The following is a 16300-nucleotide window of genomic DNA, read 5'->3' as shown; positions in this document are numbered from 1 at the left end:
CTCACCACCGGAATCCCCTGGTTCATCCCCCCACCCCACATCGACCCCCACCAAACACCCCGACGCAACCACCACCACACACCCCACCGAACATAGGACGCCCCAACCCCACAAGCGCTCGACCCCGGCCCACCACCCTGGGCGACGGGCCGCCGTCGAGCGCTTGTAATGAGGGAGTCGAGCGCTTGTAATGAGGGAGTCGAGCGCTTGCAGCGAGGGATTCGAGCAGGAGCTGTGCGCAGGAAACTGTGGGCGCTCATTGTTTGTCCGGTGCAGATACTGCTTTGTGCAGCCGGCAACCCGTACGCCCGGAGTCGTTCCGGTAGGCCCCTGCGTTCGGAGTCGTTCCGGTAGGCCCCTGCGTTCGGAATGCCCCTGCGTCGTTCCGGCATTCCTAGGACTCACAGGGCCTGCCTCAGGGGCTGCGCCATGCTGCCGCGCGCGCCTACGCTGGAATCGGGCTGGATTGAAACGTCACATGAGGGAACCAGCATGACCACATCGGACAACAACGAGACGACGAAGGATCAGACCATGAGGATTGCTGTCACCGGCGGAAGCGGAAAACTGGGCAGGAGCGTGGTCCGGCGGCTGACGCAAGACGGCCACCAGGTTCTCAACATAGACCGGGCAGGCACCCGGGGCCGCGGCTACGTCACCGTGGACCTCCGCAATTACGGGCAAGTCCTGGACGTCATCCTGGGCCTGGACGACCAACACGACGGCTTGGACGCAATCGTTCACCTGGCCGCCATTCCTGCACCTGGGCTGGCACCTGATGCCGCGATCTTCGAGAACAACATGGTGTCCACCTACAACGTCTTCCAAGCAGCGCGGAGGGCAGGCATTAAGAAGGTGGTCTATGCTTCGAGCGAGACCGTACTGGGCCTCCCTTTCGACATTGATCCTCCCTATATTCCGGTCGATGAGGAATACACGGCGCGGCCGGAAAGCACTTACTCACTGGTCAAGCACCTCGAAGAACAGATGGCCATCCAACTCACGCGGTGGGACCCGGACCTGAGCATCACGGCGTTGCGCTTCTCCAATGTCATGGACCCCGAGGACTACGACGCTTTCCCGTCCTTCGACTCGGACGCCACACTCCGCAAATGGAATCTGTGGGGCTATATCGACGCCCGGGACGGTGCTCTCGCAGTGGTGAGGGCCCTGGAACATGGCGGACCTGGCTTCGAGACCTTCATCATCGCCGCCGCAGATACCGTGATGAGTCGAAGCAGCGCCGAGCTTGCCGCGGAAGTCTTCCCTGGCGTCGAGGTCCTCAAGGAACTGGGCGAGCACGAAACGATGCTGTCCATCGACAAAGCCCGCAGGCTGCTGGGCTTCGAGCCGGAGCACAGCTGGCGCACGGTCCATTCCAACCGCACCACACCCACCGAAGACTGACGCCTCTGCTGACCCGTGACGCGCGACGACCCACCCCTTAGCTGCAGTTTCCTGCAAGCACTCGTAAAGGGATGGGCCGGCGCAGCTTCGGGGTGTCAGATCATGGTCATGACCATGGCGGGATCGGACAGGATGGCGCCCAGATCCGCGAGGAAGCGCGAGCCCTGTTCGCCATCCACCAGTCGGTGGTCGAAGGACAGGCTGAGTGACATGACCTGCCGAACAGCCAGTTCATCGTTGACAACCCACGGCGCCTTCCTCACAGCGCCCAGAGCCACGATGGCGGCCTCTCCCGGGTTCAGGATGGGTGTCCCTGCGTCAATCCCGAACACTCCGATGTTGGTAATGGAGATGGTGCCCCCGGAAAGATCGGACGGCGAGGATTTGCCTGCCCGGGCGGTATCCGTCAGCTCCGTCAATGCCGTGGACAGCTCGCGCAGCGTCAGTCGGTCTGCGTCCTTGATGTTAGGGACTGTCAGCCCACGGGGCGTGGCGGCAGCGATGCCCAGGTTCACATAGTTGAACTGGACAATCTCCTGGCTCGCCTCGTCCCAGCGGGAGTTCAGCGTGGGATTGTTCCGCAGCGCCACCAGCACCGCCTTGGAGGCGATGGTCAGGGGCGTCAGTTTGTAACCCTCGAACGCCCTGTTGCCTTTCAGGCGAGTCAGCAATTCCATGGTTGCCGTGACGTCCACCGTGAGGAATTCGGTCACATGGGGTGCCGTGAAGGCACTCTGGACCATTGCCGCGGCCGTGAACTTCCGGACTCCCTTGATGGGTGTCCGGGTCTCGCGTTCGCCCTGCACAAGTACAGGAATCTCGGCCGGTGCTTCAGCTGCGCCGGTAAAGTTCTGGACGTCCTCGCGGGTGATGAGCCCACCCGGCCCGGTGCCGGAGACGAGCTCCAGGTCAACGCCGATATCACGGGCCAGTTTGCGGACCGGCGGCGTCGAGCGTGGACGTTCAGCGGCTTCAGTCTCAGACGGCCGTTGCTGCGTGGGCCCGGCCACCGCCGGGGTACTCGCGGGTGTTTCCCGGGGTGCTTCGGATTGAGCCTGCCCGCGGGCACGGCGGGTGGGACGGCCGGAATGTTCGACGACGGCGCCGTAGCCCACCAGGTTCGGCTCACGTTTTGCTGGACTCGCCTCGCCGGAGGATTCGACGGCGGCCGGTGCGCCAGCAGTCGGCGCGCTGCCCCCGTTGGAGGATCCGGCGTCGTCCACCTCGAAGGAAACGATCGGTTTGCCGACTTCCACCACGGTTCCGGGCTGCTCGTGAAGGGCCGCCACCGTTCCTGCGAAGGGCGATGGCAACTCCACTACGGCCTTGGCAGTTTCCACCTCGGCGATGACCTGGTTCAGTGTGACGGTGTCCCCCACCGCAACCTTCCAGCTCAGAATTTCCGATTCGGTCAAGCCTTCGCCAAGGTCCGGCAGCCTGAATTCCTTGATCATGGTGGCGGTCATCCTTCCAGTCCACTCAACGAGTTGGGGCGGCCCAAGGCACGGTCCACGCCGTCCAGGATCCTGTCCAGGTCCGGCAAGTGGTGCATTTCCAGCTTCGAATAGGGATAGGGAACATCGAAACCTGTGATGCGGACGGGGGCAGATTCCAAGTAGTGGAAGCACCGCTCGGTGATGCTGGCAGCAATCTCTGCGCCCAGGCCACCGGACTGGCCCGCCTCATGCGTGATGACCAGACGGCCGGTCTTGCGGACCGAGGCTTCCACCACGGGGTAATCCACGGGAGCCAGCGAGCGGAGGTCAATAACCTCCACGGAAATGCCTTCGTCGGCCGCGGCCATAGCCGCATCCTTGGCCGTTTTGACCAAAGGACCGTAAGCCACCAAGGTGACGTCGGATCCTGCGTTCACCACGGCAGCCTTATCCAGCGGAAGGGCTGTGGAAAGGTCAATGGCCTCGTCCACGTCGCCCTTGTCGTGATAGCGGCGCTTGGGTTCGAAGTAGAGCACGGGATCATCAGAGGCGATGGCCTGCTGGATCATGGTGTACGCGTCCTGGGGATTGGAAACGGCCACCACCCGCAAGCCGGAGGTGTGGGTGAAGTATGCCTCGGGAGACTCCGAGTGGTGTTCCGGAGACCCAATGCCACCACCGAACGGAACCCGGATGGTGATGGGCATCTTGACCCGTCCCTGAGTGCGGTAGTGCATTTTGGCTACCTGGCTGACAATTTGGTCAAACGCCGGGTAGATGAAACCGTCAAACTGGATCTCGCACACCGGACGGTAGCCGCGGTATGCCAGTCCGACGGCAGTGCCGATAATGCCCGACTCAGCCAAGGGCGAATCAATGACGCGGTGCTTCCCAAAGTCTTTCTGCAAGCCATCGGTGACGCGGAAGACGCCACCGAGTGAACCAATATCCTCACCCATGAGGACAACCTTGGGATCGTTTTCCAAAGACTTCCGGAGGCCTGCGTTGATGGCCCGGGCAAAAGTGAGCTTGGACATCAGAGTGCACCTTCCTCGACGGATTCGTTGAAACTGTTCAGGTAGCGCGAATACTGGTCCTTCTGGCGTTCTATCCAGGAATTGGGCGTGCTGTAAACGTGGTTGAAGACATCCAGTGGCTTCGGGTCCGGCATCCCAATGCAGCTGGAACGGAGCTCCGCTGCAACGGCGTCAGCCTTGGCTTTGACACTCGATTCCACCTCCTCAGTCAGCAGGCCCTTTGCTTCCAGGAGCTTGCGGAGCCTCAGGATGGGATCTTTTGCGGCCCAATCTTCCAACTCGATGGGATCGCGGTAGCGGGTGGGGTCATCGGCCGTAGTGTGGGGACCCATGCGATAGGTGACAGCTTCGATGAACGTTGGCCCCCCGCCCTTGCGCGCCCTGTCCAGCGCAACCCGCGTCGCAGCCATGACAGCCAGCACGTCATTGCCATCAACGCGCATGCTGGGAATCCCGAATCCGGTGGGCCTGTCAGCCAGTTGGACGTGCGACTGGATGCGCACAGGTTCCGAAATGGCCCAGTGGTTGTTTTGGCAGAAGAACACGACCGGTGCCTGGTAGCTGGCGGCGAACACCATGGCTTCATTGACGTCACCTTCACTCGTGGCGCCATCACCAAAGTAGGCAAGGACGGCAGTATTTGCTCCGTCCAACTGGACACCCATGGCGTAGCCGGTGGCGTGCAGGCTTTGGGAACCGATGATGATCTGGGGCGTCGCCAGATTGATGCGCTGGGGATCCCACCCATAGGAGGCATTGCCGCGCCACACCCGGGCGATCTCGGAGAGGTGTGCGCCACGGACGTAGGCCACACCGCTTTCGCGGTAGCTCGGAAACACGAAATCGTCATCGTGCAGTGATCGGCTCGAACCGATCTGGGCTGCTTCCTGTCCCAGCAGCGGAGGCCAGAGCGCCAGTTCTCCCTGTCGCTGGAGTGCCGTTGCCTCGGCATCAATACGGCGGATAACCGTCATGTCCTCATACAGCGAACACAACTGCTCATCACCGATGTCCTTGACCCATACATCGAATTCGGGATGGCTGATCCGCTCGCCCTCGGGAGACACCAGCTGGAGCAGATTGCCGCCAGTCCTCAGAGAATTTTGTGCACTATGTCCAGGGCCCGGAGTGTCATGGTGCACTCCCTCGCCCGCCTGATCCGTCAACACAGGTGATCGCAACCTTCCGGCTCGTTTTCGTCGGCGCTGGCTGGACTCGTGATCCTGCCGCAGACCGGCCCTCCGGCACCTTCGCCAGAGTTAAGTGTGACCCTACTCACAAGAGGCATCAGGTACAACTGCCCTCGCTGAAGTTGAGCATTCTGCCCTATTTTGAGTTCCCTCTCCGTGCTAATCTTGCGCATTATGCAAGCCTTGGATGGCACTGATACCCGTCTCCTTTCCGCCATGGCGAAGGATCCCCGCGGGACAGTGGTGGCCCTCGCCCAAAAGCTGGGACTATCGCGCAACACGGTCCAGGCCAGAATGGCGCAGCTTGAGAAGAAGCACGCGTTTCTCTCCTTTGAGCGGCGGATCAACCCAGTGGCTCTGGGCTACCCGCTGACGGCCTTCATCACGGTTCACGTACAACAACAAAAACTGGCTTCCCTCGCCCAGGACCTCGCCGACATTCCGGAAATCCTGGAGGGATTCGGCCTGACGGGTTCAGCGGACCTCCTGCTGCGCGTTGTTGCCTTGGACGCGGAAGACCTCTATCGCATCAATGGAAAGATCCTCGGCTGCGATGGCGTGGACCGGACGGATACAGCACTGGCGATGCGGGAGATGATCCCGTACCGCGTTCAGCCCCTGCTGGGACGCCGCTCCCAGCCGTGAAATCCCTTTTCACCTGCGGCTATTCCGTGATGAGTACTTGCCCGTAGAACCGGCATGCGATTTGATGCAAGTGGACGAATTCGGGGGCTGGCCAGAGGTCCCCGGCCATGTGGTGGCGCTACCGAAGGCTGCCGAAAGGGGCACTACCGTGAGCAACCCGCAGGAACCGTACCAGCCCAACCAGAACCAACCGGGCCAGAACCCGCCACCTGTTCCACCCGGGCCCGGGTACCCACCACAAACCGGCGCCTCACCGCAGTGGCAACAGTCGCCGTCGTCCGCGTCCCCCCAGCAGGCGGGCACCCCACCGTACGCCGCCCAAGGTCAAAACCCCTACGGACAGAACCCGTATCCGCAAGGCCAGAACCCGTATCCGCAAGGCCAGAACCCCTATCAGCAGGGCCAGTACCAACCCGGCCAGTACCCTCAGGGCCAGTACGGCCAGCAGCCGCCCAAGAAGAGCCGGAAAGTCCTGTGGATCGTCCTCAGCATCGTGGCCGGCGTGATCGTGCTGGCAGTTGTGGGCGTCCTGGTACTTGTCAACCTGGTGGGCAATGCCACGTCCAAAGCCAGGTCCCTGGCAGATGAATTCACCACCCTGGTGGTGTCCGGGCAAACGGAGCAGGCCTATGACGACTACCTCAGCCAGCCGTTGAAGGACGAACTGGACAAGCAATCCTTCGTGGACGGCATCGCCAGCCTGCAATTGGACAGCTCATGCAAGCCGAACTACAGCTCTGTCAACGTGAACTCCACCAATGGCAACAACAAAGCCGACCTCGCGGGCAAGCTGCAATGCGATGGCAAGACCATCGACCTCCAGTACGTCTTCGAAGGCACCAACGACCTCAAAATGAGCAGCATCCGCCTGCGCCCGTGATTGTTCAAAAATAAATCCTACTAAGACCCATCCACGTCAATTCATGGTCCGAATTACTGCTTGAGAGCCCCACCCGGGGCTCAGCAGGACGGTCGGGATCCTCCCGGCCTCATCGGAAGGTTCGGACCATGCGTACTTCGCCCAATCGCTTGATCGCCACCATCTTCGGAGCCGTTTACCTCTTGGTAGGCGTCCTCGGATTCTTTGTCACCTCAGGAATCGGCTTCTTCGCCACTGAAGGTGCCAACCTGATCATCTTCGCTGTGAACCCGCTTCACAACATCATCCACCTGGCCATTGGCGCGGCTCTGCTTTACGCCGGCATGAACGGTGTGACGCTGTCCAAGTCGGTCAACACCGCTGTTGGTGGTGTGTACCTGTTGGTGGGTATCCTCGGACTCTTCCTCGTCGGCAGCTCGCTGAACATCATTGCCCTCAACGGCGCAGACAACGTGCTGCACCTTGCCAGCGCAGTGGTCCTGCTGGGTGTCGCCCTGTCCCAGGACAAGGCCGCCGTCACGTCAGCCCGCGCCTGATCACCGGCACACGAGCGAGAGGATGACGAGAGCCATGGAGCGTAGCAACCACCCGACACTGAGGGCAGCGGCCCTGCTGTTCGTATACTTCGCCGCCATGGCGGCGGGCATGGTTGAACTCTCCCTGGCCGCCGGATACCTCACTGGAGCCGCCTCCGTGACAACCGGTGTGGTGTTGGCAGGTGTGGCAACACTCGCAGCAGGCCTGGCCTTCCTGGCTTGGTCGCTGTGGGGGCTGCACCGCAACGCCCTCGTCCTCCCCCGCTACGCCATTTCCGCACTGACCCTCGCGGCCGCTGCACATGTTGCGGTCATGGCGGCGGGCATCACCACCCAGCGTTCACTTGATGTGAGCCATTTTGCCGCCCTCGGGCTCACGCTCATGGCACTTGCCGGAGCGGGCTGGCTGAGGCGGCAGCACAAGACCAACGACGGCGGCGCCCACGGCCAGCCAAGGACCGGGCGGCTTCTGGCAGCCGCGTTCGGAGCCGCCGTCGTTGTTGCCTCAGTGGCAACACCCGGACTGGCCGCTTCAATGGCCGGCCAACACGCCGTTCCGCACGGAGAGCACGGCCAGGCACCCAGCGGAGAAAACGGCCAGGGCTCCAATCCCGCCCTGGTACCGGGCCACCACCACTAGGTGGCGGCCGCCGGACCGGCGCATCATCACCACAGCCCACTGTTGATGGTGCGCCTGGTTCGTGGATCATGGAGCCATGGATCCCATTGAGGCCCTCGACGAAATCTCCTTTTGGCTCGAACGCAGCCAAGCCCCCACCTTCAAGGTCCAAGCCTTCCGGAAAGCGGCCGACGCCGTACGGAAGCTGCCGCCCGAAGACTTGCGGAAGCTGGTGGGCAGCGGACGGATCACCAGCATTAAAGGCGTAGGCAACCGGAGCGCCGAAGTGGTTACCCAGGCCTTGGAAGACCGGGTTCCCGACTATCTTGCCGATCTGCGCGAACGCGGAACGGAATCCCTGGCCTCGGGAGGAGACACCCTGCGCGCTGCCTTGCGTGGCGACCTCCACAGCCACAGCAACTGGTCCGACGGCGGCTCCCCCATCGAATCCATGGTTGCAGCGGCGCATACGCTCGGCCGCGAATACCTTGCACTGACAGATCACTCCCCCAATCTCACCATCGCCAACGGGCTCAGCGTCGAGCGCCTGGAGAAGCAGCTGGAGGTAGTGAACGGCATCAACTCAGCCCAGGATGGTTTTCGATTGCTCAAAGGCATCGAAGTGGACATCCTGGAGGACGGGACCTTGGACCAAACGCCCGGCATGCTGGACAAGCTCGATGTTGTGGTGGCCAGCGTCCATTCCAAGCTTCGTTCCGACAAGAAGACCATGACTGCCCGGATGCTGGGCGGGATCAGTGACCCGCACACAAACGTCCTTGGCCACTGCACCGGACGGCTCGTTCAGGGATCGCGGGGTACCCGGCCGGAGTCTGAATTCGATGCCGCAATGGTCTTCAAGGAGTGCGCAGAGTGGGGCGTCGCCGTCGAAATCAACTCCCGGCCCGAACGGCAGGATCCCCCGGACGACCTCATTAAGCAGGCCCTCGATGCCGGTTGCCTCTTCAGCATCGACAGCGACGCCCATGCTCCCGGCCAGCTCGATTTCCTGCAGTACGGCGCGGAGCGGGCCGAGGCCCTCGGGGTACCCAAGGAACGGATCGTTACTACCTGGCCGCTGAAGCAGCTGCAGGAATGGCTGAGCCTGAAGAAGTAAAGCAGACGCACAAAGGCTGCTCCTTGCTGATTCGCAAGGAGCGGCCTTTTGTGTGGGGACTAGTGGTTCACTGCCTTCTCAGCACCAACGCCGGTCAGCGAGCGCACCTCCATCTCCGCCTGCTTGGCCGGGTCCTCACGCCGCTTGTCCAGCACGGTCCCGAGCCAGCCCAGGAAGAACGCCAGCGGGATGGACACAATGCCCGGGTTGCTCAGCGGGAAGAACGCGAAGTTGGCGCCGGGGATCATGGACGTCTTCGCGCCGGAGACCACGGGCGAGAACGTGATCAGCAGGATGGCCGCAGCCAGGCCACCGTACATGCTCCACACTGCGCCCTGTGTGGTGAACTTCTTCCAGAACAGCGAGTACACGATGGTAGGCAGATTCGCCGACGCTGCCACGGCGAAGGCGAGCGCAACGAGGAACGCAACATTCTGGCCGTTGGCAAAGATGCCACCCAGGATCGCCAGCACGCCGATCACCACTACGGTGCGCCGCGCCACCTTCACCTCCGTGGTTGCGTCGGCCTTGCCCTTGGAGATGACGTTCGCATAGATGTCGTGGGCGAACGATGCCGCCGCCGTAATGGTCAGGCCGGCCACCACCGCCAGGATCGTGGCGAAAGCGACCGCCGAAATGAATCCCAGCAACAGCGGGCCGCCAAGGTGGAACGCCAGCAACGGTGCAGCCGAGTTGACGCCGCCGGGAGCGGACTTGATGGTTTCCGCACCCACCAGGGCCGCTGCACCGTAACCCAGCACCAAGGTGAAGAGGTAGAACAGCCCGATCAGCCAGATGGCCCAGACCACGGACTTGCGGGCTTCCTTGGCTGTAGGGACGGTGTAGAAGCGCATCAACACGTGCGGAAGGGCTGCTGTTCCGAGGACCAGGGCCAGGCCAAGGGACATGAAGTCGAGCTTGGATGTCTCGGTCTTGCCGTACTGCAGGCCAGGGTTGAGGACTGCCGGATTGTTGGCGGCCTCGGCAGCGGAGCCCAGCAGGCTGGACAAGTTGAAGCCGTAGATGGCAAGCACCATCGCGGTCATGACGGCGGCTCCGGCGATCAGCAGGATGGCTTTGATGATCTGCACCCACGTGGTGCCCTTCATGCCACCGATCAGGACATACATGATCATCAAGGCGCCGACGACGATAATCACCAGTGCTTGTCCGCCCCAGTCGCTGATGCCCAAGAGCAGCGAAATCAGGCTTCCGGCACCGGCCATTTGGGCCAGAAGGTAGAAAAAGCACACGGCGAGCGTGGACAACGCCGCAGCGATCCGGACAGGACGCTGGCGCAAACGGAAGGACAGGACATCGGCCATGGTGAACTTTCCCGTGTTTCGGAGCAGTTCTGCCACCAGCAGCAGGGCTACCAGCCACGCCACCAGGAAGCCGATGGAGTACAGGAACCCGTCATACCCGTTGATGGCGATGGCGCCGGTAATGCCCAGGAACGAGGCCGCGGACAGGTAATCGCCGGCAATGGCAGTGCCGTTCTGTGATCCAGTGAATGACCTGCCCGCCGCGTAGTAGTCCGCCGCGGTTTTGTTGTTCCGGCTGGCCCGGAACACAATCACCATGGTGACCGCGACGAAGAGGGCGAAGATGCCCATGTTGAGAAGCGTGGTGTCCTTCAGAGCTTCGACGTTGACTGCAGGGACCATGGTTTTCATTTGTTGACCCCGCTGATCACATTGCCGTCCTTGTCGAATTCGTGCCCCTCGATCTCATTACGGATCTCAGCCGCGATGGGGTCCAGCTTCCTGTTGGAGTAGCTCACGTACCAGGCCGTGATGCCGAACGTGGTGACGAACTGGAGAAGGCCGAGGATCAGGCCCACGTTGATGTTGCCCCAGACCTTGGTGGACATGAAGTCCACCGCATAGGCGGCCAAGAGGACATATGCGAAATACCAGAGCAGGAATAGGACGGCCATCGGGAAGACAAAGCTGCGGTGACGCTTGCGTAATGTCTTGAACCGTTCCGTCGTCTGGACTTCCTGGAAGTCCACGGACGCCGTTGCGTCCTGGGGTTGGGCCTCATTACCCATGGTTCCTCCTGAGTGTGATGTGTCCACATCAGCTGCACACGCCTTGCCAATGTGACTGCAATCACTATCGAACGCGGCGCTGTAACTGTTCCAGAGAATTGCAGACGCCATCGCTCAACGGTCGCGACGTTGCGCCCAACGGCAAGCGAGAGAGCGTTTCGGGAAACCACACCAAAGGTGAGAGAGCGTTCCGGGAAACCACACCAAAGGTGAGAGAGGGTTCCGGGAAACCACCCCCCCCACCCGGCAAACGAGGACGACGCGTGCTTATTGGCTACGCTGGCCTTATGCCCGACTCTCCGCTCTTCACTGCCGCTGCGATTGCTGTGATCGTGCTGGCGGTCGCCGTCGTAGTCGGTGTTGGCCTGAAGGTGATGCGTTCCTTCCGGGAGCTGGGCACCGACGCTGAACGCGCCACCTACACAACGCTCCATGCCGCATCCCGGGCGGGGCAGCATCTCCGCGGCGGCCTCCAACCTGCCGGTGCCGCCAAAGCCAGCAAACAGCTGCGCGTGCTGCTTGGTTGCGACGCCCTGGCCATGACGGACACCGACGCGGTGCTCGCGTGGGATGGTGCCGCCGAGGAACTCCGGCCCTCGCTCATGCGCCTCGCGGCAGAGGTGCTCGCCACAGGGAGGACGGTGGTGGTGCCGCACGCCGGGCATCCCCCAACGGGCAAGGCCGAGCACGGAAGCCACGACTTCAGCGCCGTCATCGCTCCCATCCGTGCCGGATCACGGGTTGTGGGATCCGTGGCCGCCCTGGCTCCCGCAGCGGGCGCAGGGTTGGTGAGGGCCACCAGCGAGGTTGCTGACTGGATAGCCGCCCAGCTGGAGCTAGCGGAACTCGAAGCGTCACGGACCCTGCTGATGGAAGCAGAAGTCCGGGCACTGCGTGCGCAGATCAGCCCGCATTTCATTTACAACTCGTTGAATGCGATCGCCTCCTTCATCAACACCGATCCGGCCCGGGCACGGGAACTGGTGGTGGAGTTCGCCGACTTCACAAGATACTCATTCCGCCGGCACGGTGACTTCACCACGGTTGCGGAGGAACTGCGCTGCATTGACCGCTATCTCCTTTTGGAGCGGGCCAGGTTTGGCGAGCGGGTACAAGTGAGCCTCCGGATCGCGCCCGAAGTGCTGAGCACCGTCATTCCCTTCCTCAGCCTGCAGCCGCTGGTGGAGAATGCAGTCCGGCATGGCCTGGAGGCCAAAGAGGGTCCGGGGCACATCACCATTTGCGCCAACGACTCCGGAGCATTTGCGGAAGTCACCATCGAGGACGACGGCGTCGGCATGGACCCCGAGCACCTTCGATCCGTGCTGGCCGGCCACACAGACGGCGACCATGTGGGGCTCCGCAATGTGGACGCCCGCTTGCGGCAGGTCTACGGGGACGAGCACGGGCTGGTCATCGAGACTGCCCCTGGCGAAGGAACCCTGATCACCATGCGGGTGCCTAAGTCGCAGCCAGACCACGACGCCTGAGGTCCCGGTTAGTCTTTAATCATGATCAACGTGCTCGTCGCTGATGACGAACTGCCCGCCGTGGAAGAGCTTGCCTTCCTGCTGGGCCGGGATGAGCGGATTGGCATCATCCACCGAGCGTCATCAGGTGCCGAGGCATTACGGAAACTGGAATCGGAGCCTGTGGACGCCGTCTTCCTGGACATCCACATGCCGGCTCTCTCAGGCTTGGACATCGCCCGTGCGATTTCGCGCAGCAGCAGCCCGCCCGCCGTCGTGTTTGTCACCGCCGACGAAGACTGTGCGCTGGAAGCGTTCGACCTCGCCGCCATCGACTACCTTCTGAAACCACTGCGCGCAGAGCGGCTTGCCCGTTCTGTGGACAGGATCAGCGAGCTCATCAAGGACGGAACGCCCGCACCGGAGATGATCACCGTGGACCTCGGCAGTACCACGCGGATGATCCGGCGCGACGACGTCACCTATGTGCAGGCGCAGGGAGACTATGCCCGGCTGCACACGGCCGAGGCCAGTTACCTCATTCGGGTTCCCCTCAGCGACCTTGAACAGAAGTGGGCCGAGGCAGGGTTTATTCGGATCCACCGCTCCTACCTCATCGCACTGAATCACGTCCAGCACCTCAAGCTCTCGGCGACCGGGCCCAGCGTGGCCGTGGCAGGTGCTGAGTTGCCAATCAGCCGACGCCACCTTCCCTCCGTCCGCGACAAGCTGCAGTCCACCCGCATCCGGCCTCAAGGATGACCCGCGTCCGTGTCACAGCGCCGCGGCAGTCTGCCACTGCCGCGCCGGGCCGCTTGCCGTATCCCCGCGAAGTGGCCGAGGACTCGGACGCCGGGAGGATCTTTATCCGTTCACTGATCCGTTCACAGCTGCGTTTGGCCTTGGTAGTGGCCTGCGGATTCCTGATCATTCTTGCTGTTTTCGCGGTCTTCCTCGTCTACGGTCCCGGTGTGGCTGAGACCAGCATCTTCGGTATTCCGCTGGACTGGCTGGTGCTGGGCGCCGGCATTTACCCCGTGATTGGGTTGAGTGCCTGGCTCTACAACCGCGCGGCTGCCCGCAACGAGGCCCGTTACAGGGACCTGGTGGAGGACCAGTGAATCCCGCAGTAGGCCTCATAGCGTTCGTTGCAGTTTCGCTCGCCACGGCGGTCATCGGCTTCTATGGTCTGCGCATCTCGCGGACAACCGGCGACTTTTATGTAGCCTCGCGCACAGTGCCACCCTGGTGGAACGCCTCGGCAATCGGCGGCGAGTACCTGTCCGCTGCCAGCTTCCTGGGCGTCGCCGGCCTGATCCTCTTGTCAGGAACGGATGCCCTGTGGTTCCCCGTGGGTTACACCGCCGGGTACTTGATGCTCCTGCTCTTCGTGGCCGCTCCGCTGCGTCGCTCCGGCGCCTACACCATTCCCGATTTCACCGAAGCCCGCCTGGACTCCGCGCTGGTCCGCCGCGTCACCAGCCTGGTGGTGGTGGCCGTCGGGTGGTTGTACATCGTCCCGCAACTCCACGGCGCCGCGCTCACTATCCGGATCACGACGGGCCTGCCGTCGTGGGTAGGTTCGACGGCGGTGGTGCTGGTGGTGTGCCTCACGGTGGTGGCAGGTGGGATGCGCTCCATCACCTTTGTCCAGGCGTTCCAGTACTGGCTGAAGCTGACTGCTTTGGCCGTACCCGTGGTGTTCGTGCTGCTGGTCCTGGCCGGCAACGGCACGGCACCACAGGCTCCTCTCCCGATCAACCCCACTGGCCAAGCACCTGCGGGCGCCTACCAGCACATTTCGCTGCTGGTCGCTTTGTTGTTCGGAACTCTGGGGCTCCCTCACGTGCTGGTGAGGTTCTACACCAACCCGGATGGGCAATCCGCGCGCCGGACTACATTGATTGTGCTGGGACTACTTTCCGTGTTCTATCTCTTCCCCACGCTCTCGGGCGCCGTGGGAAGGATGTTTGCCCCTGAACTGGCCCAGTCCGGGCAAGCTGATGCCTTGGTGCTCCTGCTGCCCGGCAAACTCATCGGCGGTGTGCCTGGGGACCTGCTGTCAGCGCTGGTTGTGGCCGGGGCCTTCGCCGCCTTCCTGTCCACCACGTCCGGGCTGGTGGTCTCCTTGTCCGGCGTCATCAGCCAGGACTTGTTTGGAGGAAGCGTGCGGGGCTTCCGCCTCGCAGCGGTGCTGGCCGCCGTCGTGCCTTTGGGTTTTGCCTTTACCACCGACACGCTGGCTCTGGCGGGGAGTGTTGGCTTGGTCTTCGCTTTCACGGCGTCCACCATTTGCCCGGTGTTGCTGTTGGGGATCTGGTGGCGTGGACTGACTGACGCCGGCGCCATCGCCGGCATGCTGACCGGTGCTTTGCTCTGCGGCGGCGCGATGGTGGTGGGAACGATCATGGGAACAGGGAACGCACCGGCCTGGCTTGCCCAGCCTGCAGCTTGGACTGTGCCTGCGGCCTTCGCGGTGACCGTGACCGTGTCGATCCTAACGAAAGGCCGCGTGCCCGCCTCCGTGAACCGGGTCATGTCCCGGTTGCACGTCCCGGAAAGGCCTGTGGCAACAGAACGGTAGTTGTCGGCGCATCCTGCAGGGTGGACAATGACGCCATGTCCGAGGAACCAGGCCCGGCAGAGCCCGAACCCCTGACGGTTCAGCCAACGTTGTCCCCCAGCATCAGGGCGCAACTGTTGGCCACCGAGCACTGGAGCCTGCTTGCTTCCCGCAGCACCACGCAGAGCGAAGTCCTGACCCGTATCAGCATGTTCCTGACGTTTACTTCAGCAAGCCTCCTGAGTGTGGCCCTCGTTGGTCAGGCCACGCAGTTCTCCGACGCTTTCCGGGCGTTCGCGCTGACCATCCTCAGCATTGACGTCGTGGTCGGCCTGCTGACGCAAATCCGGGTCATGAGCGTGGGAATGGAAGACCTGATGTACGTCGTGGCCATGAACCGGCTCCGGGCCGCCTACGTCGATATGGATCCCGGCATTGCGCCGTACCTCATGGCCGGATACAACGACGACGAGGCAGGGGCCAAGCAGACCTACTACTTCTTCGGCGGCCGACGGGATTTCAGCCAGGTGGCGGGCAGCAGCATGGTCTTCATGCTGACGGCCAACTCAGCCCTCATCGGACTGTTGATCGGTTCCGCCATGGTGGCAGGAGGGATTGCAGTACCCCTGGCAGTCAGCGTGGCAGTAGGCTCGGCGTTGGCTTATTTTGGCATTGCCATGGCCCGGGGCGGACGCCGGTACTTTGCGGTGTGGAAGAACAACAAGCCCATCTCCCCCACCCCGGGTTAGCCCGCTTTTTCGGACTAATCGATGGCCGCCATGAGTTCCACGACCCGTGCCAGGAAGGCGTCCACCTGGGCTTCTTCGTAGCCTTCGTCGCCCTTGGCTGCACGGAAAACTGCCCGGCGAACGGTGTCCACGCTCAGCGGCTGATCGTGCTCAAGGTACCCGATGAGCTCAGCGCACAGGGCGTCGACGTCCTGGACATTGTAGCTGCGGGTCCTTTTCCTGGACGGGCGGCGAAACCGTTCGCCGTCGGGCCGGTGAAGCCTGCCACGCAGGATGCCTGACAGCTTTCCGATCTGGCGCAGCCAGGCTTCTTCGCCCTGCTGACCGATGAGATCGTCCCGCTCGCGGCGGGCAAAGGCGTCTTCCAGCCGGTCCAAGGCGGCATCGACGCTGTGCGCATCATAGCCACCCTTGACGGGGTCAAAAGCTACATCCCGGACATCCACGCTGGCCACTTGGTCAGCGGTGCCAACGGGGTTTTCAAACGAAGTCCTGGCGCGCTGGAGGAACTCATCCACCTGCTTGGCGTTGTAGCCGTACTTGCTGCGCTCCACGCGATCGAATGTTGCGGGAATCTGGCGTCGAATATCCACTGACAC

The 16300-nt window shown here is 62.6% G+C and carries 17 protein-coding genes; 11 read left to right on the top strand and 6 right to left on the bottom strand.

The genetic code is table 11. The features are described 5' to 3' along the window. Positions 1-534 precede the first annotated feature (534 nt). A complete protein-coding gene (locus tag BLW08_RS02875) occupies positions 535-1407 on the top strand; it encodes an NAD-dependent epimerase/dehydratase family protein (protein WP_091323321.1) in 873 nt (290 codons plus the stop codon). A 95-nt stretch (positions 1408-1502) separates the two neighbouring features. On the opposite strand, the gene BLW08_RS02870 is transcribed toward BLW08_RS02875, so the two are convergent. Genes BLW08_RS02870 through pdhA form a run of 3 tightly spaced genes read right to left on the bottom strand, consistent with a single transcriptional unit; the run spans position 1503 to position 5049 of the window. Then, the gene (locus BLW08_RS02870) at positions 1503-2873 is read right to left on the bottom strand and encodes a dihydrolipoamide acetyltransferase family protein (RefSeq protein ID WP_091323257.1); all 1371 of its coding nucleotides are present in this window, start codon (positions 2871-2873) and stop codon (positions 1503-1505) included. After that, positions 2870-3880 carry an alpha-ketoacid dehydrogenase subunit beta gene (locus BLW08_RS02865; RefSeq protein ID WP_091323256.1) on the bottom strand — a complete coding sequence of 337 codons (1011 nt, stop codon included), beginning with the start codon at positions 3878-3880 and terminating at the stop codon, positions 2870-2872. The genes BLW08_RS02870 and BLW08_RS02865 overlap by 4 nt, the downstream gene beginning before the upstream one ends. Further along, the gene (gene pdhA / locus BLW08_RS02860) at positions 3880-5049 is read right to left on the bottom strand and encodes a pyruvate dehydrogenase (acetyl-transferring) E1 component subunit alpha (protein WP_091323254.1); all 1170 of its coding nucleotides are present in this window, start codon (positions 5047-5049) and stop codon (positions 3880-3882) included. Before pdhA ends, BLW08_RS02865 begins: the two co-directional genes overlap by 1 nt. A gap of 195 nt (positions 5050-5244) precedes the next feature. Here pdhA and BLW08_RS02850 point away from each other — a divergent pair, with 195 nt between their 5' ends. From BLW08_RS02850 to BLW08_RS02830, 5 genes are all read left to right on the top strand, one after another. Next, a complete protein-coding gene (locus BLW08_RS02850; RefSeq protein ID WP_091323251.1) occupies positions 5245-5715 on the top strand; it encodes an Lrp/AsnC family transcriptional regulator in 471 nt (156 codons plus the stop codon). 148 nt (positions 5716-5863) lie between these two features. Further along, the gene (locus BLW08_RS24060; RefSeq protein WP_254779634.1) at positions 5864-6595 is read left to right on the top strand and encodes a hypothetical protein; all 732 of its coding nucleotides are present in this window, start codon (positions 5864-5866) and stop codon (positions 6593-6595) included. Between the two features lie 128 nt (positions 6596-6723). Next, entirely contained in the window at positions 6724-7131 is a 408-nt protein-coding gene (locus tag BLW08_RS02840) for a DUF4383 domain-containing protein (protein WP_090819222.1), read from the top strand. Positions 7132-7165: 34 nt separating this feature from the next. Continuing rightward, entirely contained in the window at positions 7166-7771 is a 606-nt protein-coding gene (locus tag BLW08_RS02835) for a hypothetical protein (RefSeq protein ID WP_090819226.1), read from the top strand. Between the two features lie 76 nt (positions 7772-7847). Beyond that, positions 7848-8867: a PHP domain-containing protein gene (locus BLW08_RS02830; RefSeq protein WP_091323249.1), complete on the top strand. Its 1020-nt coding sequence runs from the start codon at positions 7848-7850 to the stop codon at positions 8865-8867. A gap of 59 nt (positions 8868-8926) precedes the next feature. On the opposite strand, the gene BLW08_RS02825 is transcribed toward BLW08_RS02830, so the two are convergent. Both BLW08_RS02825 and BLW08_RS02820 read right to left on the bottom strand, forming a co-directional pair. Then, complete coding sequence (locus BLW08_RS02825; RefSeq protein ID WP_091323247.1) at positions 8927-10543, bottom strand: solute symporter family protein; 1617 nt, start codon at positions 10541-10543, stop codon at positions 8927-8929. Further along, entirely contained in the window at positions 10540-10920 is a 381-nt protein-coding gene (locus BLW08_RS02820) for a DUF485 domain-containing protein (RefSeq protein WP_090819235.1), read from the bottom strand. The genes BLW08_RS02825 and BLW08_RS02820 overlap by 4 nt, the downstream gene beginning before the upstream one ends. 287 nt (positions 10921-11207) lie before the next feature. On the opposite strand from BLW08_RS02820, the gene BLW08_RS02815 reads away from it, so the two are divergent. Genes BLW08_RS02815 through BLW08_RS02795 form a run of 5 tightly spaced genes read left to right on the top strand, consistent with a single transcriptional unit; the run spans position 11208 to position 15701 of the window. Continuing rightward, on the top strand, positions 11208-12410 hold the full coding sequence (locus BLW08_RS02815; RefSeq protein WP_091323317.1) for a sensor histidine kinase: 1203 nt from the start codon (positions 11208-11210) through the stop codon (positions 12408-12410). Between the two features lie 21 nt (positions 12411-12431). Next, the gene (locus BLW08_RS02810; RefSeq protein ID WP_090819238.1) at positions 12432-13151 is read left to right on the top strand and encodes a LytR/AlgR family response regulator transcription factor; all 720 of its coding nucleotides are present in this window, start codon (positions 12432-12434) and stop codon (positions 13149-13151) included. Next, the gene (locus tag BLW08_RS02805) at positions 13148-13510 is read left to right on the top strand and encodes a DUF485 domain-containing protein (RefSeq protein ID WP_091323245.1); all 363 of its coding nucleotides are present in this window, start codon (positions 13148-13150) and stop codon (positions 13508-13510) included. Before BLW08_RS02810 ends, BLW08_RS02805 begins: the two co-directional genes overlap by 4 nt. Then, positions 13507-14973, top strand: a complete 1467-nt coding sequence (locus tag BLW08_RS02800; RefSeq protein ID WP_091323243.1) for a sodium/solute symporter — start codon at positions 13507-13509, stop codon at positions 14971-14973. The genes BLW08_RS02805 and BLW08_RS02800 overlap by 4 nt, the downstream gene beginning before the upstream one ends. A gap of 35 nt (positions 14974-15008) precedes the next feature. Further along, the gene (locus BLW08_RS02795) at positions 15009-15701 is read left to right on the top strand and encodes a hypothetical protein (RefSeq protein ID WP_091323242.1); all 693 of its coding nucleotides are present in this window, start codon (positions 15009-15011) and stop codon (positions 15699-15701) included. Between the two features lie 14 nt (positions 15702-15715). On the opposite strand, the gene BLW08_RS02790 is transcribed toward BLW08_RS02795, so the two are convergent. Continuing rightward, entirely contained in the window at positions 15716-16300 is a 585-nt protein-coding gene (locus tag BLW08_RS02790) for a DivIVA domain-containing protein (protein WP_090819249.1), read from the bottom strand.

Origin of the sequence: Arthrobacter sp. cf158, assembly GCF_900106835.1 — a bacterium.
Taxonomy (GTDB): Bacteria; Actinomycetota; Actinomycetes; order Actinomycetales; family Micrococcaceae; genus Arthrobacter.
Note: the sequence above shows the minus strand (reverse complement) of the source record. Positions and strands in the feature narration are given on the sequence as shown.